Origin of the sequence: Nostoc sp. (assembly GCF_036916655.1) — a bacterium.
Taxonomy (GTDB): domain Bacteria; phylum Cyanobacteriota; class Cyanobacteriia; order Cyanobacteriales; family Nostocaceae; genus Nostoc.
Map to the genome: position 1 here is coordinate 1 of NZ_JBALFY010000023.1, position 22657 is coordinate 22657.

General features: G+C 42.4%; 19 protein-coding genes and 1 pseudogene. 4 read left to right on the forward strand and 16 right to left on the reverse strand.

What is annotated here, in order from left to right:
• Nucleotides 1-87 precede the first annotated feature (87 nt).
• Nucleotides 88-434, forward strand: a pseudogene (locus V7L31_RS06065) (hypothetical protein); the annotation flags it as partial.
• Nucleotides 435-1279: 845 nt separating this feature from the next.
• Here the strand turns inward: V7L31_RS06065 and V7L31_RS06070 are convergent.
• The gene (locus tag V7L31_RS06070; protein WP_334695414.1) at nucleotides 1280-2026 is read right to left on the reverse strand and encodes a creatininase family protein; all 747 of its coding nucleotides are present in this window, start codon (nucleotides 2024-2026) and stop codon (nucleotides 1280-1282) included.
• Between the two features lie 193 nt (nucleotides 2027-2219).
• Here V7L31_RS06070 and V7L31_RS06075 point away from each other — a divergent pair, with 193 nt between their 5' ends.
• Both V7L31_RS06075 and V7L31_RS06080 read left to right on the forward strand, forming a co-directional pair.
• Nucleotides 2220-3236, forward strand: coding sequence for a potassium channel family protein (locus V7L31_RS06075; RefSeq protein ID WP_334695415.1), 1017 nt, complete (start codon nucleotides 2220-2222; stop codon nucleotides 3234-3236).
• A gap of 69 nt (nucleotides 3237-3305) precedes the next feature.
• A complete protein-coding gene (locus V7L31_RS06080; RefSeq protein WP_334695416.1) occupies nucleotides 3306-3524 on the forward strand; it encodes a hypothetical protein in 219 nt (72 codons plus the stop codon).
• Nucleotides 3525-3612: 88 nt separating this feature from the next.
• Here V7L31_RS06080 and V7L31_RS06085 read toward each other — a convergent pair whose 3' ends face one another.
• The 8 genes from V7L31_RS06085 to V7L31_RS06120 form a co-directional block, all read right to left on the reverse strand.
• On the reverse strand, nucleotides 3613-4170 hold the full coding sequence (locus V7L31_RS06085) for a methylmalonic aciduria and homocystinuria type D protein (protein ID WP_334695417.1): 558 nt from the start codon (nucleotides 4168-4170) through the stop codon (nucleotides 3613-3615).
• Nucleotides 4171-4624: 454 nt separating this feature from the next.
• Nucleotides 4625-4831, reverse strand: coding sequence for a glycogen debranching protein (locus V7L31_RS06090; protein ID WP_292716925.1), 207 nt, complete (start codon nucleotides 4829-4831; stop codon nucleotides 4625-4627).
• 756 nt (nucleotides 4832-5587) lie between these two features.
• Nucleotides 5588-5860: a cupin domain-containing protein gene (locus V7L31_RS06095; RefSeq protein ID WP_334695418.1), complete on the reverse strand. Its 273-nt coding sequence runs from the start codon at nucleotides 5858-5860 to the stop codon at nucleotides 5588-5590.
• 22 nt (nucleotides 5861-5882) lie between these two features.
• Nucleotides 5883-6242: a Mo-dependent nitrogenase C-terminal domain-containing protein gene (locus V7L31_RS06100; RefSeq protein ID WP_334695419.1), complete on the reverse strand. Its 360-nt coding sequence runs from the start codon at nucleotides 6240-6242 to the stop codon at nucleotides 5883-5885.
• A gap of 643 nt (nucleotides 6243-6885) precedes the next feature.
• Nucleotides 6886-9231, reverse strand: coding sequence for a two-partner secretion domain-containing protein (locus V7L31_RS06105; protein WP_334695420.1), 2346 nt, complete (start codon nucleotides 9229-9231; stop codon nucleotides 6886-6888).
• A gap of 506 nt (nucleotides 9232-9737) precedes the next feature.
• Complete coding sequence (locus V7L31_RS06110; protein WP_334695421.1) at nucleotides 9738-10058, reverse strand: hypothetical protein; 321 nt, start codon at nucleotides 10056-10058, stop codon at nucleotides 9738-9740.
• 409 nt (nucleotides 10059-10467) lie between these two features.
• A complete protein-coding gene (gene bchB, locus V7L31_RS06115; protein WP_334695422.1) occupies nucleotides 10468-11994 on the reverse strand; it encodes a ferredoxin:protochlorophyllide reductase (ATP-dependent) subunit B in 1527 nt (508 codons plus the stop codon).
• A gap of 22 nt (nucleotides 11995-12016) precedes the next feature.
• Nucleotides 12017-12148 carry a hypothetical protein gene (locus V7L31_RS06120; protein WP_334695423.1) on the reverse strand — a complete coding sequence of 44 codons (132 nt, stop codon included), beginning with the start codon at nucleotides 12146-12148 and terminating at the stop codon, nucleotides 12017-12019.
• Between the two features lie 778 nt (nucleotides 12149-12926).
• Between V7L31_RS06120 and V7L31_RS06125 the strand changes: the two genes are divergently transcribed.
• The gene (locus tag V7L31_RS06125) at nucleotides 12927-13307 is read left to right on the forward strand and encodes a hypothetical protein (protein WP_334695424.1); all 381 of its coding nucleotides are present in this window, start codon (nucleotides 12927-12929) and stop codon (nucleotides 13305-13307) included.
• Between the two features lie 369 nt (nucleotides 13308-13676).
• On the opposite strand, the gene V7L31_RS06130 is transcribed toward V7L31_RS06125, so the two are convergent.
• From V7L31_RS06130 to der, 7 genes are all read right to left on the reverse strand, one after another.
• The gene (locus V7L31_RS06130) at nucleotides 13677-16352 is read right to left on the reverse strand and encodes a DEAD/DEAH box helicase (RefSeq protein ID WP_334695425.1); all 2676 of its coding nucleotides are present in this window, start codon (nucleotides 16350-16352) and stop codon (nucleotides 13677-13679) included.
• Nucleotides 16353-16477: 125 nt separating this feature from the next.
• Entirely contained in the window at nucleotides 16478-17296 is an 819-nt protein-coding gene (gene proC, locus V7L31_RS06135; RefSeq protein WP_334695426.1) for a pyrroline-5-carboxylate reductase, read from the reverse strand.
• A gap of 106 nt (nucleotides 17297-17402) precedes the next feature.
• Nucleotides 17403-18008: a cell division protein SepF gene (locus tag V7L31_RS06140; protein ID WP_334695427.1), complete on the reverse strand. Its 606-nt coding sequence runs from the start codon at nucleotides 18006-18008 to the stop codon at nucleotides 17403-17405.
• 367 nt (nucleotides 18009-18375) lie between these two features.
• Nucleotides 18376-19044 (reverse strand): YggS family pyridoxal phosphate-dependent enzyme, encoded by a 669-nt coding sequence (locus V7L31_RS06145; protein WP_334695428.1) that lies wholly within the window; start codon nucleotides 19042-19044, stop codon nucleotides 18376-18378.
• Nucleotides 19041-19319, reverse strand: coding sequence for a transcriptional coactivator PipX (pipX, locus tag V7L31_RS06150; protein ID WP_069068710.1), 279 nt, complete (start codon nucleotides 19317-19319; stop codon nucleotides 19041-19043). Before pipX ends, V7L31_RS06145 begins: the two co-directional genes overlap by 4 nt.
• An 865-nt stretch (nucleotides 19320-20184) precedes the next feature.
• Nucleotides 20185-21102, reverse strand: coding sequence for an energy-coupling factor transporter transmembrane component T family protein (locus V7L31_RS06155; protein ID WP_334695429.1), 918 nt, complete (start codon nucleotides 21100-21102; stop codon nucleotides 20185-20187).
• A 166-nt stretch (nucleotides 21103-21268) separates the two neighbouring features.
• On the reverse strand, nucleotides 21269-22639 hold the full coding sequence (gene der / locus V7L31_RS06160) for a ribosome biogenesis GTPase Der (protein WP_334695430.1): 1371 nt from the start codon (nucleotides 22637-22639) through the stop codon (nucleotides 21269-21271).
• Nucleotides 22640-22657 lie beyond the last annotated feature (18 nt).

The window sequence follows — 22657 nt, forward strand, 5'->3', positions numbered from 1 at the left end:
CAAGCTAAGAACATCGGAAGCTGGGTGCGGCGAAAGTCGCACGCCCAGATTTAACTGAGAGGTGCGGGGAATAATATCCTCCATCGACTCAACCAGATGGGCGATAAAAGTCGGGCGTTTGTGAGTAAAGCATTAGAGGTGGCGGCGCAGAATCCAGAGTTTTTACCGCGATCGTTTGACTTAGAAGAGATGCGGAAGGACGTGCAATTATTTGAAGCGTTGTATCCGGTGTTGTTGTCGTTGACGCAGTTACAAGAGTTGGTAGATGATAATCTCTTGCAGTCGGTAGTGAAGCTTATGCAGCCGCGTTGCAGGTGTATAACTATGCTAAAGCCAGTGGACAAGGTGCAGGTTTAGATGCAGTAGTTGTGGAAATGGGGCAACGATTTGCTCGTAAACCTGGAAAATCCAAGTCTCAAAAAGCTGCGTTGTAGAAAATAGCTCGGTAGTTGCACTTTTGAGGTGCAACGTTGAAGTTCAGAATTTGAATGTTGGAATTAAAAGCACGACATTCCGAGTTCTGAGCTTCATTTTTTGAGTTCAAAAGCTCAACGTTCAAGCAAAAAGGTGCAACTTCCGAGTTCAAAGGCGCAACGTTCGAGTAAAAAGGTGCAACTTCCGAGTTCAAAGGTTCAACGTTTGAGTAAAAAGGTGCAACTTCCGAGTTCAGAGGCTCAATTTTGGTGTTCTAATCATTAAAATTTGAGAATGTGTGGAGTCAATTCAATAAAATCATCCCAACACAGGATAATATCATCCCAACACAGGATAATTTAGATGAAGTTGCAAGTGCATTTGTTGACCTTGCCGAGAAACAAAAGTTTTCCTTTTGGCGGGAGGGTTAGACAATGAGTGATTTACAAACCCAGCTATCGCCAGATACATGGATTGCTGCATACATATCCCATCACTCACATCTTGCACCTAGCCCTGGCGATTAGAAATCGCGGCTATACAAACGAAGTCCACCTCCGTGGACTAAGAGAAAATCAAAGGTTTTTAAACCCACGTAGGTGGGTTTCGCCTGTGTAGCTGCGACTTCCAGTCACCTGGTGCAAGATATAAGATCATTCAAACTTAATCCTCAAGTTTCGACCTCAGAACTGGAACATCCGAGCAAAAAGCCTGAGACTAAAGGAAATCCTTGGGCTAAAGTGGATAAATTAGATTCCGCAGACAGTGTTTGCGAAATTTCAGTATCTAAATTAGATTTGCCAGGCACCGTCTGGGCAATTTACCGCAATTTTATTAGCATCTCCACAGCGTCTTTCCAGAACTTTTATTGTGCGTTCACAAATTCCAAATACCCACTGCTAAGTTCTTTCACCGCCAAATCATAAAATTGCTTACCATGTTCAGGCGTTGCTAAAGCCGGATTTGAACCCATACGTCCATCTGGATAACGCACTCGAAAGTCAGCAGCGCTATAAATCCGATGTCCCCTTGCAACTTCTGGTGAAAGGTATGCTTGCTTAATCGCCTCTGGATAAACATACTGAGTGAGCGCTACTTCACTTGGCGTTGCATGAGAACCTTCTTGATCCCCATATAATTCTTTAGCTAGCTTATATACCGAACCGCACATAAACCAGTTTGCCACTTGACATTGCACCTGTTGAGCATTGGGAATCTGCAAATCTTCTAAGTGCGCGTAAGTTTCTGAGAAAGCCGCTTTCAGAGTGGCGATATTACCACCATGTCCGTTAATAAAGTAGAACTTGCTAAAACCAGCTTTGGCTAAACAAGTTACATAATCTCGTACTACTTGAATCAAAGTGCTGGGACGCAGACTGATTGAGCCAGGAAAAGCAGTATGATGCAGTGCCATGCCCACATTGATTGTAGGCCCAACGATCGCTTGCGTTGCATCACCTACACCAGCTGCGATCGCTTCTGCACAAATAGCATCAGTACCAATTAACCCCGTTGGCCCATGTTGTTCTGTGGAACCAATAGGGAAAATAATCCCCTTTGACTGCTGTAAATAAGCTTCGACTTCTTGCCAAGTACTTAAATGCAGTAACATTTTTGACGATTTCCCTTAATAAAATAATCTCCGATCCACCCGATTTCTTCTTGCCCACTTACTTAGTTTAAATATACTGAAAAGGACGAATGCTAAAAAGCTAGCAGAAAACTAGAAAAAGTAGGTTAAAAGTACTATTGTTACCTCATTTTCAACACTTGAGCAAAAATATCAACGTATCCAAAAGGAGTTGATGGCTGGGGCGATCGCTCTCGGCGGTGTTTTCTTTATTGGCACTTTGTGGTACTGGTTAGTGGAAGGCTGGTCATGGGAAGATGCGGCTTACATGACAGTTATCACTTTAGCAACTGTGGGATATGGAGAAACTCACCCACTCGGTAGCCGAGGACGGTTGTTTACAATTGCCTTGATTTTGTTGGGTGTAGTCAATATCGGTTACATTGTCAACAGATTTACAGAAGCGATCATCCAAGGCTACTTTCAAGAAGGAATTCGGCTACAGCAACAGAGGCGGTTAATGGAATCTCTATCAGAACATTACATCATCTGTGGATTTAGCCGCACTGGTCGTCAAATTGCCAAGGAATTTCGGGCAGAAGACGCACCTTTTGTAGTGATTGATGCTGACATGGAATCTGTACAAAGGGCGCAGACTGAAGGTTACACAGCATATCAAGGTGACGCTACCCTAGATGACACACTTCTGAAAGTTGGTATTGAACGGGCAATATGTATCGTTGCAGCACTCCCTTCAGATGCCGAAAATTTATATATTGTTTTGTCAGCCAAAACACTGAATTCGGCAATTCGGGTGATTGCACGGGCAAGTACAGAAGAGGCTTTGCAGAAGTTACGACGCGGTGGTGCAGATGAAGTCATATCCCCCTATATCACTGGTGGAAAACGTATGGCTGCTGCGGCTCTTAGACCCCAAGTCTTAGACTTTGTAGATGGAATTTTGACAGGTGCAGACCGTCAGTTGTATATGGAAGAATTTTTACTCGATCCGGCTTTTTGTCCCTTTGTCGGTCAGAGTTTGCAAAAAGCGAGATTGCGATCGCAATCTGGGGCATTAGTTTTGGCAATTCGCCGCGCTGATGGGACTTTAATCGGTGGCCCCACAGGCGATACGGTGTTAATGCCAGGCGATCGGCTAATTGGTATGGGTACAGCAGAACAGTTGCGTAGCCTGAACCAAATTCTCGGCCCAATTGGTTCTCAAAAATTGCGACGACCGAAAAATAGTTGAGGGCAGATATCAGATAATTTCTGTAGACAAAAAGTAATAAGAAAAAGTTTTAAAAAAATAGGTATTGATATGAATACAAATTTAGAAGATTTCTCATATCTATGGAATGACCAAGAACCTAATTGGGCACTGTTAAAATTTTATGCCTCATCTTCAGAAAAAGAAGCAAGATATTTAATTGTCAACACGAAAACTAAGCGAGCTTTGCTAACTCACGATGATACTTTGTATCAGCATCTAAAACAAACTATGCTTGAGAAAAAAATTCGCATTGTATCAGATTTATGATTTTGATTATACTATTAATGCAGTGAGCAATCGTACTCAGATAGTAAAGATGATATTCCTGTAGAAACTTGGAGCCAAATACCTTTTACTAATAATCAATTTCTCTCCACCCATGCATAGCTGCTATGCTTTTTGTAACCCATTCGATCACAATTGGGGGAGCTTCTGATATCAAAATGCTAGGATAAACTGCTGCACCCCAATCGGGATGCACTAGTACACGGCATTGATTTTTGATCACTGGATAGTTGAGCAAAGCTTTGACAACTGCTGTGTCATCGTGGGGGATCGCTCCCGGATGGGACAATAAAGGATAGCCTGTACGAGGGTCGATCAGGTCTGTTAAATAGCCGCGATCGCGTAGATTAAATGCTAAATCGCAGCCAAATCTCATAAACTTTTCTCGCAGGCGTTCTTTCTCGGTCTCTACCTCTGCTGTCTTTTTAACTAATTGATAACGCGATCGTTGTAAAACAATCACTACCCGTAAAAATGGCTGTCGTTTCCAATCTGGTAATATCCGTTCGCAGTTGGCACAGATATATTGACTGGGAGGATGAATTGAAATTTGAACCGCTTGTCCCGCTTCACCAACTAAATTAATGGGACAGGCTTGCTCCGAAGTGTAAACCTTGGGATAGTTCACTAAATTGATTAGGTTTATACAAAATTTTTAATTTAATCTCTGGTATTGATAATAACTCTTAAAAGTTCCAAAAAAGCATCATTTTTCTCTAATATGCTGCTTTTTTTGCAAGTAGTTACTAATGATTTGATAATTTTAATCCGAATTTTAACCTTTATTAACCTGTTCTAATGGGATTTGCTGCGATCGCTGTAGGCGTTGGCATAGGTGCAAGTGTCGTAGACAAGCGATGCCTATGGCAGGCTACGCCTACGCGCCTGAAAAATGATCAATCAAAATCCCAAAAAATAACCTCCATCCCATATAATTTGCAGTCAAAACCAAAATGATATAGCTGTCAGCAAAACTTGATTATACAGATGTCTAGTTAAGCAAAGCGTGTGAGAGTTTTGCCAAAGGCAAGCAGAAAAAATAAAGGCATTCAGCTATGCAGCTTACTTTCCATAACACCCAATTAATTGAGTTTTAAAGAATTCACTGGAACTTCATCCCAAGAATCAACTGTTCGTAATCGCGCTACCCAACCTGCGGCCTTTTGCGTCTCGGTCAAATTATTCTCAAAAGAATCATGACAATCTTTAGCTTGAGATTCATTACAAGTGGCAATACAGGCATGAATCATCCCAGAAGGATCGATTTGCTCATTTACCCAAATAGTCATGGAATATTACCTCAAAAACTTTAGCAAAAAAGCCATTTGTAATTTTATAATATTATTAAAATTAAAACTACTTATAGTAAACTAATCCCAATTACTATAGGAATCCGGTTTGATTTTTGAATAAAATTAAGTATTTGTAGGGTGCGTTACGCGAAACGCTAACACACCCTACGTATCTGTTCAAAAATCAATACGTGTCAACTTAACATGAAAGCAAGCCTAGAACCAGCTTTTAGATATTATCTCGTTCCCAGTCTCCGATTGAGAATGCTGTCCTAGAGGCTGCGCCTCTCTTGCTAGCGGCAGAGCCGCTTTTAAGTTGCATTTCCAGCCGGAGGCTAGAAACGAGGTTTTAAAGCAATACAGTTCAGATAAGCCTAAAATCCTCATATCGAAACGCGATAAATCACGTCTTCAATAGACCAATTATCCTTAGCTGAACCTATTGGGTTTTAAAGAAATTTAAGCTTAAATTGACACCCGCAGGGGCACTGCCGTGCCCTTGCGGGTGTACCTTACTAGATTGGAAAATACTATATTCGCCAACTGTATCCTTTGAGAATCCAGGACTCTATAACTACTGCAATATTATTTAAAGAATAGAGTTGTAACGAGTTTTGACAGATATTGATAGATGCAATTTACTGATTCTACAACTCGGTCTGATGATACTCGCTGCGAGCCTCTCTATAATAAAAATCAAAATTGAGTTATCAGATGTTGGTTTTCTGAATAATCAAAAAGCATAAGGGATCGCTAATCAAAATAATAATGTTTTTTCACGTCCATTGTAATTTCCCATGTGCAAGACATACCAGCAGGAAAAATAACTAAATCACCTTTACCCATTTGCACTGGCTGTCCACCATCAGGAGTAACAACTACGTCACCTTCCAAAAAGTAGCAAGTTTCTTGAGAATCATAAGTCCAAGGGAATTTGGAAACTTCCTTTTTCCAAATTTCCCATTTAAATACACCCAATTCATTGAGATACTCTTGTCTGGCTTGATGCTCAATTTTAATTTCCATATCGTGTTTTCTCTAGTTATGTTCAACAGTAGGATTGAATATCCTCTCCACACTGATCTACTAGATAACACAAAGCCCGAAAACGCAAGTAAACAAGTTCGTTATAAAGTGGATTTAGTTTACACATTGGTGGAATGTGTCCTATTTTGCGACCAAAAAGCATGATATCACGCTCGAATGGACACTGAGCAGGGATTAGTTTAGCAATAAATTTGGCTGATTTACTATTCTGAATCTGAATTTGATCCAGCCATTGACGTAATGGTTGCAGTAAATCTAATTTAGGTTGAGTAAACTGCTTTTTATTAACTGTTTGATTATTTTCTTCTAAAGGTTTAATAAAAGCACTCAGAAAAATACGCTGATTATTTGTTTTAAGCATAGCTTTAGGCAAGGTTTTCCTTGTGTAGATGAACTATTTGCCGATTCAAAATATTACAATGTAATCTGTCTGGACAATTTACATTGTGCTTGTAGATTTAGAAGCAAAGTAAGCACAATGCAAACAATTCACATCCATCTTTTGGAAGGGAAATTGTTTAACTAATTGTTATTTAAACCCACCAAATCATGAAGAACTGTCCCGTTAAATACAAAATAACAAAGAAAATATAAAAATGGCATTTCTTTAACTTATGGATTTCTAATCTGTAAGATAGCAATCTTATATATTAAATATAAATGCCTGGTTTTTAAACTGCCTAGTATCTAGAGATGTAATTTATGGCAGACAAATATAGTTTTATTCTTACCCCATATACGTTTCGTTAGGATGAACCTTTAATATCTCTCGATTTTAGGGCATTGAATATCTGTATTTTTGTCTGATATACTACACAAGCTAACCTAGATATTATCTAATAAGTAGCTATAAATCCTTTGATAAGGGAACTCCAAGAAATAAATTATCCAATATTGTGGGGTGGGTCTCTTGACACTAATGGCAAGATGCCCACCCCACAGGAGTTAATTGGATACTTTTTTATTTGTCAGTCCCTAAGTCCAAACTAATCCAGACTAATATCTTAACGAGCAGCACAAGATGTAGCGGTGAGCGATGAGTTATGGGGCATTGCTGTAGGTACTTGAGAAACCAGAACTACGTTCCCATTCGCATCTATAATCCACCCTTGGGCTTCTACAATTTGAGTAGGTTCATTGACAGAATTCACTTTCTGTGATTTTCCTTCTGTATTTCGCTGTGCCTGAACAACCACTTTTTTCTGAACATCTTCAGCACGATTCTGAGGTTCTGGGGAGAGTGTGATCCAATCTGCCAACACGGCATCATCAGCGATCAATGGCTCTGTGGGATCGGCTACTAGTCCTCCACGCCCAGTAGTAATAAATGAACTCCTTCCTATTGCTCTACTAGAATTACAACCAGCAACAATTTGCTGCGAAACATCAGCTAGATTTACGGGCAATTCTACCAATCCTTTACTGGGGTCGGCATCTGGTGAGTTGATTTGTACAGTACCATTTAATGAAGGGTTTTGCTGAGAGAATGCAGTGATATCACTTGTTGGCAGCCTATTTGGATCTAGTGGCTCTTTAGGATTTAATAGCCTCTCTAGGTCTGTACGGGTGCGCGGCACAAAACCAAATATGTTTTTAGCAGTGATTGTGATTTTACCACCAGGGCCAAGGTTGGCGTTGGCGGTGATATCGTTATTTCCAAAGGGAGTGGCGACAAGGAAGCCATTTGGTGCATAGATGGTGATATTACCGCCAGTTTTATCACCCCCAGCATTAGTGGATATTTGGCTATTGTGGCGCATCAATAATAAGTCCCGCACTCGTAGCGTGATGTTACCACCCTTACCTGAATCACTATTAGATGTGAGTGTTCCTTCATCCAGAAATATGGAGTTAGCAGCTACGTTGAGTGCGCCTGGTGTGCCTGGATTACTTGCATTTCCTGTAGAAACTGTAATATCTGGAACTTTAACACTCACATTTATTTCAGCTCCATCGCGGACAATCAATTTCCCTGTGGTGATGTTCACTTGTCCTGCATTTCCATAATTTAGAGTGGAAGCAAACAAACCACTGGCGTTATCTGTCACTGAGCTTCCGGCTATCTCTACTGAATCCAAGGCGTTAACAATTATGTTTCCTCCTCTTCCTTCAGATGGAATCACTTGTGAGTTATCTATCACTCCACTAGACTCGGCTGTTATTCTTGCCCCATCTTGAATACGCAATCTGCCAGTGTTGATTGTAATGTCACCCGCCTTTCCTACACCAGCACTTATACCAATAAACCCAGTAATAGTATTTGGTAAGGTGCTACCAATTAAATCGACGGATTCCGAGGCATTCACTATCAAATTTCCCGCTGAACCGCTACTTAAAGTAGAAGTACTTACTTGTGCGCCATCCTGAACAATTAATTTCCTAGTATTAATGGTTATATCTTCTCCATTTCTGTTACCCCTGGTTTGACTTATCAAGCTCACAAGATTGCCACTTAGTTCTACTATTCTGCCCTGTACCTGGATACTACCGCCGCTACCAAGTCTGTTACTAGTATCTACCTGAGATGGAATTTTAAGCCCATCAACAGTCACCCGTTGAATTAATTTAATATCCTGGAAATTCTTTACACCTTCATATCCAAAGACCCAACCTTGGTTCATTGGTTTGAGACTGACCAGACTATTATTAGCTACACTGCCTAGCTCAATTCGTCCTGACGCTGCTGTTAAATTGCCGCCCTCTAACGTGATATCACCGCCCACAAGTGCCAAGGTTTTGCCTGGCCGCACTCTTAGACCAACTGGTTTCCGAAAGATATTAATTACGCCATCAGAACTAGCTGCCTGGGATTGATTGCGGATGGGAGCAGCAGTTGCTCCAAATTGCAAACCAATAGGAACACTTACTGTCAGCAAGGGTGTGGCTTGGGGATTTGTGGCACTAAACTTTGTACCATCGGCAAAGTTGAGACTACTCGCTGTACTTGCAATAAATGAACCACCGATGTTTAAAGAAGCATGAGTACCAAAAATAATTCCATTGGGATTAATTAAAAACAGGTTAGCTGGGCTGTTAACTTTAAGGATGCCATCAATATTAGAAATTGAATTGCCTGTTACTCGGCTAATAATATTCTGAATGCCCTCAGTATTTTTAAACTCAGCGGTAGTCCCGTTGAGTACAGAGAACTCTTTAAAACTGTGGAATAAGTTGCTTCCTAATCGGGTTCCACCTTCAATATTTGTGAGATTGCCCTGTGTTGTAACTTGAGAGTTATTAGGTAGAGTAGCATCTTGAGTGATTTGGGCAATAGCAGAAGTTCCAGAGAAAGCTATTGCTCCACTTGTTAAAATTCCTAACCCTCTAAACCTGCCATACAAAATACTCATGATGAATAATAAACTCCTTTAAAAAATGATAGTGACGCTGTACCTCTATCAATACTGTTCGGTTCAGGTAAGAGATGCGATGAATCGCCGTCTCTACAATAATTAGTATTTCGTCTTGACGGCGGGCGATTTATCGGATCTTTGCGGTCTAAAATTTTATCAAAAAACCTTAACTTAACCGTATTGGTATCTCTATTTAATAAACTAACTATATAACTATATTTGTCTCAATAAACTACGATATTCAAATCCTTAGTATAGGTTTTTGTATTTTTTTAATATGATAATATTGGTCATTCCAAATAATATTAGTTTAGAGGCGCAAAATTATTACGCCTCTACGAAAGTTTATTAATTCCCCTATTCTAGAGCAATATTTTTAACTTAAATATTGATAAGCTTGCTCATTAATAGTTAGCAGTATTACCAACTTAATTACTGGAAATATTGCTGATTAATTTTAGAGGCACTTACTTTGGTATTTCAGTTTACAAAACTGTTAAGGATTAATGGCATGGGCAATCAACAAATCTATCTAGATCGTTTGACCAACAAGTGCAAGTTGATAGTCTGATATGTGAACCTGGAATTGCTAGCAAAGATTGCTGAACTTGCTGATCTCCACCAGCATCAGTAGATTGGAGTTTAGTGAAATCAAGTGTGTACTGAAATTGCAGAACTTCTTGTGTTGATATACCGTAATCTTTGAGTATCTGACCGAATTTAGTATTCTTCAGAATTGCATGCAATTCCTGCTGAAGTTCGTCTTGTAACTGCTGTAATTTTTGAGGATCAATAACTGCTTGCTGTGAAGTTTGAGATTCCATGAATTTTAATTTCCTTTTAGATTAGTCAATGTGTGAACGTATCTTGTGATGTACTAATTTCAATTGACTTTCATTAGTACAGTTTGGCAATAAAGGAATCAACGATACAGAGTCTAGAGTGGCACGAAAGCATTAGGTTTCTAACGCTCTTGCGAACTCTCGTAATTATGAAATCAGCTTGGCTAGTAATAATTACGCACTTTGTTACAAAACTTCATATATTTCTGTTGGATTTCTTGAAAACATTCAGGATTTACTTACGCAAAGGTAAGGTTTTTTGTCATTGCGATCGCGTAGCGTCTTTCTACGTAAGTGCTGTTATGGTAGCGAGGCAGGATTATTTCCAAAAAATAGGGGTAAAGAGTATATATAACTCCTCACCCCTGAATCTTCTCAATTCAACTCTAAACTAGGCTCCGACAGCTTCCTTGGCGGCGTACAACACTTCAGCGTTAATTTCCTTGAAACCGCGATCGCGGGCAAATTTCTCAGTATTCCGCTTGACTTTACCGCGAACAAATCCCGGAATCTTATTCAATTCTGCTTGACCATCTTTTGTCCAGTTGAGGTCAGAATCAGCAGAAATCCCTCTAGTAATCACTTCTTTGGTATCATGACCACCGAAGATTTCTAACAGGTGATCTTCCATTCCCAAAGTGAAGGAATTGTAGATCAAATCTGTAATCTGATTCGTCCCTTCATAACCCATAAATGGTTTGTAACCGATGGGGAAGTTTTGGACGTGGATTGGTGCAGCAATTACACCGCAAGGAATATCTAAGCGCTTACCAACATGGCGTTCCATTTGAGTACCGAAAATCGCGGAGGGTTCGACACGAGCGATCGCATCCCCAATTGCACCATGATCTTCGGAGATTAACACTTCATCGCAATACTCGCTCACCTGTTCGCGGAACCAGTCTGCATCATATTTACAGTAAGTACCAGCCCAAACAACGTGAATCCCCATTTCTCGCGCCAGAATCTTGGTAATGGCGGCGGCGTGGGTGTTGTCACCAAAGACCACAGCTTTTTTGCCAGTCAAGTTTTGGCAGTCAATGGAACGGGAGAACCAAGCAGCCTGAGATACATACAGGGTTTGCTCATTGATGAAGTTTTCATAGTCAACTTCTGCACCTTGAGCGTTAATTACCTGTTGAATCTTGCGAATACAACGGGCAGTTTCCACTACACCCATTGGAGTAATGTCTATATAAGGTGTGCCAAATTGTTCTTCTAGGTAACGGGCTGTAGTCAAACCGAGTTCACGGTAAGGCACCAGGTTAAACCAGGCTTGGGACATCTTCTTCAAGTCATTCACCGAAGCACCTTCGGGAATTAAAGTATTTACTTCAATCCCCAAGTCAGCCATCAGCCGTTTGAGTTCAGTGCAGTCGTGATTATTGTGGAAACCAAGGGTGGTAGTACCGATAATGTTAACTGAGGGTTTTGCTGTTTTGCCCTCAGGCAATTCGCCGCGCTTGCGGGCTTTTTCAATGTAATATTGGACAATTTGATCCAAAGTGCGATCGGCGGCTTGCAGTTCGTTGTAACGGTAGTGGTTTACATCCGCCAGCATTACATCTCCCTTTGCTTCCAACTGCGCTCGTTCCACAAAATTGTGCAGATCCTCTTGCAAAATGCTAGAGGTGCAGGTGGGAGTTAACACAATCAAATCTGGGTGTTCCTCGGCATCCTTACGGACGATGTTATCTACTACCTTCTCTTGGGAACCGCGTGCCAAAACGTTGCGATCGACAACACTGGTTGTCACCGGAGTGAAATCTCTCTCCCGCGATAACATGGAGCGCATGACGTTAAAGTAGTCATCGCCAATGGGAGCGTGCATGATCGCATGAACATTCTTAAAAGAACTAGCAATTCGGAGAGTGCCGATGTGGGCTGGGCCAGCATACATCCAGTAAGCCAATTTCATGTTTGTGTTTTCCCTTGTCAACTCAAATAACTAAGTAAGTGGGCGTAAAAAATATCCAATAGACCCGATCGCCAATCCCTTCGGTGCGTAGTTTACCGCCGTAGGCATCGCGCCGCGTGCCGTTGGCAGAGAAGGGGAGTAAGATTAAAGCCAAGGGGAGGGGGTCTTATTATATTTAATTCAGCCCATCTACTTATAAGTGCTTGATTATTAAATCGTTTCTGATTTTCTCAAACCTACTGGCTAAGAAAAAATAAGGTTTGTTGCGGGTTTTCGGGGCGGTGATATGCCTGAAACTCAATTAAGGGAACTCCAAGAAATAAATTATCCAATGTTGTGGGGTAGGCATCTTGCCCACTCAGTCTATAGGGCGGGCAAGATGCCCACCCCACAAGAGTTAATTGAATATTTTTTATTTGGAAGTCCCTAATGCTTGAGATGAGGCTATCTATATAAACAATATTCCTGTTGTTTATGTAAAAAAATCTTAATGTTCCGGTAAATTTGTTTATAATAGCAGTTCTTAGTTAATTTCAATACATACCTAACAAGAACACCCCCTTCTCTGGTTGCCGCAGTTACTTATACAAAACTTCGATTATTCACATCAAATATAGCAATTTCTGGCTTCCATTTATCATTTTTGCCAATAACTAACGTAATAATATTTAGCTAGGCCAGTTTATCGATTAAGTGCCTACTAGCTTTATGAAGCTAGTCGCTGAGTACATACAAGCGTGGTCTCTGGCGAAAGGTCTTGCTTATGAGTATTATTGTTTATTTATACCTACATAATTAGCGCTCAAACTGTGTAAATATGGAACTTTCTTAGGTAATAAGTGTCAAGCAGAATATTCTCAGCAAGAATTCACTTGAAGTTTGAAAGTGAATCGAATACCCTAAGCTAGGAGACAATTTTTTCAATGAAATCTATGAACAAAAAAATTCTTCTGAATTTGCTTTCCACTTCCTCAATTTTTGTGTCGATGATGTCTACGCTGGTGGCATTTCATCCTGCCCATGCCAGTGGTAGTATTACGCAGCGATTACTACATACACAAGATGGTCGCACCTGTATCACTAACCCACATGGTGGAAACGATTTTGTGTGCATTCGAGATTCAGAGAGAAAACGTCCGTATACCTCTACAAGTCCCTCAACTATTGTCACATCAGTATCAGATCGCAATGTTGCCATGTTGAACTTTACTGAAGAGGAAAGCGATGCTGCAATTAGGGTATTTGGCTGCGACTGCCCATTATGTATAAATTCTTTGCGTCAGTTGCAGGGTACTGGAAACTTGGTGTACTAAGATTGCATAGCGTTGATAGCGACTATAACTTTTGTTAGATACACGTGATTAATCACGTATAGAAGATATACAAAACCAAAAAAGCATTTTTAACGAAGTACCACTACTATTATTTGGTTAAGGGACTTCCAAAAAAAAATATTCAATTAATTCTTGTGGGGTGGGCATCTTGCCCGCCCAGTCCATAGGGTGGGCGGGCAAGATGCCCACCCCACAAGATTGGATAATTTTTTTCTTGGAGTTCCCTAAATGTAAATTCATTGTAGAGGCAATTCATGAATTGCCTCTCCAGCGTCTAATTTTGCTTAAGTCCTGAGAGAAAAAGACGCAGAAATTCTCAAGTAGTCTGTGTGCGTCAGAGCGTCTTGTTTATTCAATCACTTCATTCACCGGGAATCGATCGATCAGCTGCATTGCCCGATTGGCATTGCGTTGGAAAGAGTCTGGCAAGTGAGGGACGTGGGGTATCTGCGACAATAAATCCAACGTCCGGCGTAAAATTCTCACCACATCGCCTTCATCTAAAGTGGTGTTCTCACAAAGTTCTGTCCACTCGATTCCTAGCGCCCATTGTTCCACTATGGCGATTAACTCAAATTCCAACCATATAGGCAGCGCTACGTTATACCGCCGTTGTAGTTGGAACATTTGGCGACGAATTCCCCGCAATTTTGCTAAGGCTTCTGCAACTTCATTACTAAGCTCAAAGTTAACCTTGCTATCTGGACGGGGCGTTTCCATCACCAAACCGGCGGCGGCGGCGGCTAAATGATGCGGATCTAAGTTGTCTAATTCACCGCTAGCGAATACTAAACCTAGCCACAATTCATTCTCGCCTCGAATGGCGGCAGCAATTCGCCCTAATACTGTGGGCACTAGGTTATCCAAAGCGCCAAAGTGTTGCAGAATTGCGATTAAATTGAGAAACTCTTCCCAATGACGTTGTGAGTGTTGCTCTACTTGCCCTTGCAACTGTTCGAGTTCGGCTTCTAGTTCCACATAGCGGGCGCGGCGCTTGAAAAGCGTGGCAGCATTGCCTGATTGATGTAGGGGATGAGCTTCTAATTGCTCTTGGACGGCGGTAGTGCGACTGAGTTGTTCTGCTACTTCTGGGGCTAGATGCAAAGATTCTATCGGATTGGGGATATGGGCAGCGATCGCAAATGTTTCTTGATTACCACGGCGCGACTGTCCTGGTTTCAATGGCATCTCTGGCGGTGGCAGGATATCAGGCGGCACTTCAATTCGCGGCAGTTCGGCATACAAATCGACTACATCCCCTGTGGTTGCCACATACCAACGGTTATCATGTCCCAAGCATACCAAGTAAGGAGCTTGACCGGAACCAGGCGATTTGCCCACTAACACTGCGGTTACGGGTGTAGACACTGTGATATTTTTACCTTTGAGACTCAACAGAGTTCCTGACACTGCAAATCCCAACATCATCCCCAATTCTTCTTGTCTATCTTCTTGTGCTTGCTCTTGCAAGGTTTTCAATATCTGGCGTTCCACTTTCAGGCGTTGCCGCAATTTTTCATAAATAGCCAGTTCATTTTCATCAACTGCGGCGATTTGCTCATGAAGTTGAGCTAATTGGGTTTGTAATTCGGCAATCTCATCATATTCCGGTCTTAAATGCAAGGTCGCCATGTACTGCCCAAAACTGCGCTCTATCAGTTCCCTGGTTTGCTCTAGGGTATGCGTTTGCAGCAAGTTGAGTACCATGCCATAACTGGGCGTAAACTGGCTTACAAGGGGGTCTGGCTTGGATGTTCCCAAATACGCCGCTTCTTTGGCTCCTTCAAAGGGAGTTTGGACTGTCACTACATGACCTTGTTTATCCATCCCCCGCCGCCCGGCTCGTCCCGCCATTTGCAGGAATTCCGAAGCGTTTAACAGGCGGTGTCCTGTGTCAGTCCGCTTGGAAAGGGTAGAAATTACCGTTGTCCGAGCAGGCATATTAATTCCCGCCGCTAATGTCTCGGTGGCGAATACTACTTTAATCAGCCCTTGCTGAAATAGTTCTTCTACCAGTGCTTTCCAAGCAGGCAAAATTCCAGCGTGGTGGGCAGCAATTCCTCGGTATAGGGGGGCAATTTGTCCAGAACGCCCAGCTTCGGGATTACGGGCTAAAAAGTCATCAATTTGTTCCCGTAAAATTTGGGATTCTTCACTATTTACCAGCCATAAATCCCCCACTTCCGCCACTGCTTTATCACATCCCCGACGGCTGAAGATAAAATAAATCGCTGGTAGCATATCCCGTTGCTCTAACTGACTAAGGGTAAAAATTATACCCGGAGCCTCCGGTCTACCACTTCTCCCTCTATCCCTTTCTCCCCCTTTCCCCTTTTTCTTTTGAAGGCGGGGGTTAATTTTGGTTTTGCTATCATTTAGCAGGGGAAATAACCCTTTAGGATTGCAAAAGTGAAATTCTAAGGGAACTGGACGAAAATCGGAGTAAATCAGGTCTGTTGGGCCGTGAACGCGATTTAGCCAGTCGGTGAGTTGATCGCTATTAGCAACCGTTGCTGAGAGGGCTGCCAGTTGCACTTCACGGGGACAATAGATGATTGATTCTTCCCAAACTGTACCGCGCTGGCGATCGTTCATGTAGTGGCATTCATCAAGTATCACCGCTTCCACGTCTACCAATGAGATGCCTATTTGCCCAATGGGTGTACCATAGAGCATATTTCGGAAAATTTCTGTGGTCATCACTAAAATCGGTGCATCCCTATGAATGGAAGCATCTCCAGTTAACAGACCGACTTGATCAAACCCGAATTTTTCTCGAAAATCACGTAATTTTTGATTCGACAGCGCTTTTAGGGGAGTGGTGTAAAATACACGTTTTCCTCGCGCCAAGGCACGATAAATAGCGTATTCCCCGACTAATGTTTTGCCCGAACCTGTGGGGGCACACACAACAACCGAGCGTCCAGCGTTCAGGGACGCGATCGCTTCTTTTTGAAACTGATCCAGATCAAAGGGAAATATAGTCCCTAAGTCAAGTTCTGGAGACGGTGCAGGATAATTCACTCAATCACATTTGCAACCAGATTGTTTACTATACTAACGAGTCTTTTGTCAACTTCGTTAATAGTCCTTTGTCATTTGTCCTTTGTCTAAAACTAATGACTAATGACAAAGGACTCTTCTCTTATTTATTTTCCCAGCTCTTGCGATCGCTCTGTGGCAGCTTTGACTGCTTCAATTAAAGCGGAACGAAATCCTGCCTGTTCTAGCTTGGCAATCCCCGCAATGGTTGTACCGCCCGGGCTGGTAACGCGATCTTTGAGTTCTGCTGGGTGCATTTTGGTTTCATGTAACAGTTTCGCTGTTCCCAGTACAGTTTGCAAGGCTAGTTGATTGGCAATTATTCTAGGTAAACCTGCGGCGACTCCGCCATCTGCAAGTGCTTCTACTAACAACGCCACGTAAGCGGGGCCGCTACCAGATAGCCCTGTAACTGCATCCATCAGCCCTTCTGAAACTTCTACGACTTCACCCACAGCAGAAAAAACTTGCTGTGCTATTTGGTGATGTTTGGCATTGGTATATGCACCTGAACAAATCGCGGTAACTCCTGCTCCCACAGTGGCCGGGGTGTTGGGCATTGCTCTAATTACTGGCAATTGCACAAATGCAGCTTCTAGCTGACTTAAGGGCACACCCGCCAAAATGGAAATAATTAGGGGTGAATGTTCTCTATTAAGAATATCAATATGTGCTAATTCTTGAGCGATCGCACTAAATACCTGCGGTTTCACTGCCAAAAAGAGAACTTCTTTTGCTTCCGTGAAAACCCGACTATTATCTGTCGTCACAGCAACACCGTACTGCTGCTTTAAAAAATCTAAGCGTGAAGGTAGCGGTTCGCTAACTATAACTTCTGATGATTGATAAATTCCACGCGCGATAAGGCGGGATAAGAGTGCTTCTCCCATTACCCCACCACCAATTAAGCCAAATTTTATAGTCATTAGTCATTGGTCATTAGTCATTGGTCATTAGTCGTTTGTCATTTGTCACCATGAGCAAAACCCAGGACAAATGACAAAGGACAAAGGACTAACTACTAATTTAACTTTATTGTGCCATCCGGTTAGTTTCGTTGCCCCAGCTTTGATTTGGAGTACCTGTAGTTGGGCGAGATTGACGTGCTGGTGGTTGTGGTACTTCATGAAGAACGCCACCTTGGGTGCTAACTTGGACACAACTTGGTGTAAACAAAAAGATGCTTTCACCGATGCGCTCTTGATGTCCATCTAGTGCGTAAGTACCACCTGCAACAAAATCTACTGCTCGTTGAGCTTGATCGGGGTCCATGATTGTCAGATTTAATACCACTGACTTGCGTTCGCGCAACGCTTGAATTGCCTGGGGCATTTCTTCAAAGGTGCGTGGTTCGAGTACTAAAACTTCCGAAATTCCGTTAATTGCTCCTGGCATACCAATCACATTCCCCATTGGCTTTTGACCTGCTGTCATATCATCTCCCATTGTAGGCACTGGTTCCCGCCAGCGTCGATTTTGAGCGGCTGGACTCTCTTGTGGTGCTGGCTGGGGATTTTCTTGCTGATACAGATTTTGATAATTATTATTATCTGTTTCTGGTTCTTCTTCGTAATACTCGTATTCCACTTGCTCATTTAGACCTACAAAGTCTCTGAGTTTGGAAAAAATGTTGTTCATTGTGTGTGTACTCTCCTGGTGCGAATAGCCTGTATTGACTTGGCTGAGGATTAGTTGAGATAGGAGCGACCGCTACATCGGTGGATACTTCAGCAAGTGTATTGCTAGTTGTAGCCCATACTACGGGTTTTGGCGATGAACCGACACTTATTGGAAAGGTCTGTGCATCGCCTAAACATAATAACGAGTCAAGATTATATCCTAAGGTTTATCCGAAGGAAACTTCTTTATACCCCATTTTCCCTTGGCGATTGCTCTTGTCAATACTATATCCTTTGTTTCGGATTGCACCAGTCTGTTAGAAAATTCTTGTCAACAAATCCTTAGCTTCTATTAATACTGCCCTGTAAGGCTGATGATTAATTGGCTAAGAGCGATCGCCAAACAAGATTGTTCCTAATCGTACCATCGTTGCGCCTGCTTGCACTGCCAGTTCGTAGTCGCCTGACATACCCATAGATAGGTGCTGCATTTTAATATGCGACCAATTTTGCTCCTGGATTTCTTTGGCTAGCTCACGATTGCGATTAAACACACTGAGAATTTCGGAATCTTTTAATCCTGATGGCGGAATTGTCATCAAACCTTGAATTTGTAAACTTTTGTATTGATTCAGTGTGGGTAAATCAGCCAAAAGTTCTGGCACACTCCAACCAGACTTGTTGGGGTCGGGGAGAATTTTCACTTGCAGGCAAACCTGGGGACTCACTTCTAGCTGTTGCGCCAATTGGTCTAAGCGCTGTGCCAGCTTCAAATTATCCACGGAGTGAATCCAAGGGAAATGCTCGATGGCTTTTTTGGCTTTATTGCCTTGCAAATGTCCAATAAAGTGCCAGGTAATATCCGGTAAGTCTTGCAACTCGGCTTGTTTGCTGGCAGCTTCTTGGATACGACTTTCCCCGAAATCACGAATTCCGGCGTTGTATGCAGACCGAATAGCCTCGGCAGAAGCTTGCTTGCTAACAGCAATCAATTTGACTGACGTTGGTAGTGAGGAACGAATGGAAAGAATACGTTCGGAAATCGAACTGTTCATTGGAAGGTGCGCTGGAAAACACTCTGAAGCTGATCGTACTCCTGAGAATGCCCACTGCGCCGCAGGGTACGTAAGCGATTTTCCAACATCATTCTCGCCTCAGTACGTCCTAGAGACTGGAATTTGACACCTTTAACGTCATTTGCCACCAAAAAAAATAAGCGCTGGGCATAAAGTGTGGTGAACAAATCCTGGTTTTCATCAACCATACAGATTTTGTAGAGTAAACCCCAAGTTGGATGGTTTATGTAAGTTTCTGCGTTTTCTGGATTCATTTAAGAGTCAAGGTGTAGTCAAGGTGGAAGTATATATATCTTTTCGCAGTGAATTCCAAACATTCAGACGATAATACCAACATTCGTCAGAATATTTGGTTAAAATGCGAAGCTGCGGTTACGAAGACCTCGATCTAGTTCCTAATGGGCAGATGAAGCTAGTGGTAGTGAAGCGCAATGGTACAACAAAAGCCGCGAAGCGTAGATTCAAAGAGTAGAGGCGGTGGAGAAATATCACCATCTGCTTTGGTGACTTCAATTTGCAATCTGTAGGGACAAGGTACAAAATATTCCCGATCCTCTGGTTGAAAGCTCGACGTAGGAAGGAAAAACACCCTTTGAAGTTCCCAACGGCAACGACGAATTTTTCAACTTCTTTCCATACTGCCACAACTGTCGCCCAATGGCACAAAATTGGGATTGGGGATTGGGGATTGGGGACTGGAAAGAAAACTACCATTTATGCAAAAGGTCTATTGATTATCCAGTATTTTCAGTGGTGGAATTTGTGCCTGAGCATTGTGCAGAGATTCATAAGGGTGTCGGTCAAAAATATTGAGATTAGTTTGTAGTGTTCGAGTAAGGCTGGTTAATAGCTAAAATCTACAGGAAATGCTAGGGGATCAATTTTATGGCTGGGTAGCTGTTCAAATTACCCTACCATATTGTTACTTATAGCTCAATACTGTTCGGTTAAGGCAAGAGACGCGATGAATCGCCGTCTCTACAATAATCAGTATTTGGTAGAGACGGCGATTTAATGTTTTGTTTTACTTCTGACTCCTGTTAGCGATAGCGGGGCGTTTAGCCCATTCTGACTCCTGAATTCTGCTATATTACCTCTTACCATTTTCTCGGTGCAAAATTACGCCTGAGTTCCTATAGCTAGTCGTATTCCCCAGAATAATATTAAAGTTGCGATCGCCAGCCAGTCACGCCCTTTTAATCGTAAATCGTGCCACTGGACTCGATGCTCATTGGGACTGGTAAAACCCCGTACCATCATGGCATTTGCCATTTGATCGGCTCGTAACAGCAGATTTTCTAAAAGTCTCTCTGCAACTGTCATCCAAACCTTGAATGCTCCTTTCAATCCCAGCTTTTTCCAATTAATTGCCCTTGTCATCACGGAACGAAATAAATTTTGCACTTCTTCTAAAACCAAGGGAATAAAGCGCAAGGACAAAGTTAAAGTTAAAGCAATTTCTGTGACAGGCAACTTGAAGCGTCGCAAGGGTTGCATTAGGCTTTCTATGCCAGATGTGATTTCTTCTGGTGCGGTTGTCAGCAGATAGAGGTTGGTGCTGTAAATGACGGTAAATATAAGTGTACTCAAGCGTACCGCCAAACTCAAGGAGTAGCGAGTTACTTTAACCGGGCCTTTGTGAAATAGCACATAGCTGTATGCTTTTTTCTCGGCTGGTGGCTCTTTAATATTATTAGAATTTGCGGGCTGGGTTAAGATTTGTTCGTTAGCTGGCAGACGTGACTGATAATCTACACCCAATCCATCAGGACTAATGGCTGCGATCGCTAGCACAAAAAACGATAGCATTAATAGCCAACCCATTTGCTGCTGCCATACGCGTCGGGGAATTCTGGCAATCAAGGTGGCAAGAATCAATACTACCACCAGCAGCACCCGCCAAAAGTTGTTGGCTAAAACATAGCTTGTTAAAAAGCTCATCAACCAGGCGAACTTGACTCGCGGATCGATTTTATGTAGCCAAGTTTGGGGTTGTTCTAAATAAAGTCCAAGTGGCAGCGATCGCAATAAATCCATTTTAGAGTTATAGAGTTAGGAGTTAGGAGTGAGGAGTTAGGAATTTTGACTTTAACTCATAACTTTCACCTTGTGCCGCTATCAAACTCAAGTCGATAGGGTTCTATAGTTAGCAATTTTGACTTTAACTCATAACTCTTAACTCTTAACTCCTAACTTCTAACTCCTAACTTATTTTGACGCGAGTTGCTCTATTAACATTACCACTTTCGGCATCACGGACTTTTTTGCTCCGCCACAGTAAAATAATTGGTGTGCCTTTAAATCCTAGCTGTTGACGAAATTGCCGTTCAATGTAGCGGCGGTAGTTGTCGTTGAAGCGTTTGGAGTCGTTGACAAATAGTGCGATCGTTGGTGGTTGGCTACTTACTTGTGTACCATAATAAATCTTGCCCTGACGCCCACCACGAGATGCTGGCGGTGAATGCCAACTGACGGCATCTGTTAAAACTTCATTAATCACTGATGTGCTGACACGACGTTTGTGTGATTCCGCCGCCGTTTTCACCAATTCGAGAATTTTTTCTACCCGTTGTCCTGACAAGGCACTCACAAAAATTGTTTCTGCCCACTCGGTAAAATGTAATCGTGATTGCAGAGTTTTTTCGTAGTCGTAGATTGTGTAAGAGTCTTTTTCGACAGCATCCCACTTATTTACGACAATGATGCAGGCTCGACCTTCTTCGATAATCCGCCCAGCTAATTTTTGGTCTTGCTCAGTAACTCCATCTACGGCATCTATTACTAATAAAACCACGTCAGCGCGACGAATCGCTTTGAAAGCCCGGTTAATACTAAAAAATTCTGTGCCGTATTCGATGTGTTTCTTTTTGCGAATACCGGCAGTGTCAATCAAGCGGTAGGTTTGTCCGGCTCGTTCAATGACGGTATCAATAGCATCGCGGGTTGTGCCGGAAATGGGGCTGACAATTGCCCTTTCTTCGCCGACAAAAGAATTGAGTAAGCTCGATTTGCCCACATTTGGGCGTCCCACAATTGCTACTTTAATTTCATTCGTGTCTGGGATGTCTTCAATCGCAGGGATGTGATTAACTAACTCGTCGAGTAACTCTCCTGTGCCACTGCCATGAATCGCGGAGATGGGGTAAGGTTCGCCCAATCCCAATTCCCAAAATTCGGCAGCTTGCATTAAGCCTTGTTCTGGGGATTCACATTTATTTACAGCTAGTAGCACAGGGACGGGTTGTTGGCGCATCCATTCAGCGATTTCTAAATCTGCCGATGTGGGGCCTGTTTGACCATCGACGACAAAAATAGCGCCACACGCCTCTGCAAGGGCTGTCATTGCCTGTTGGCGAATCAGTGGTAAAAATTCGGTATCATCATTAAAAACTAAACCACCAGTGTCTACCACTAAAAATTCACGACCATTCCAGAAAGCTGGAAGATAAGTGCGATCGCGTGTCACTCCCGGTTCATCATGGACAATCGCCGTTTGTTCCCCGGCGAGTCGATTAACCAGGGTGGATTTGCCCACATTTGGGCGTCCGATAATTGCAACAATTGGCAGTGCCATAAAACCAGGGTGAGTGAG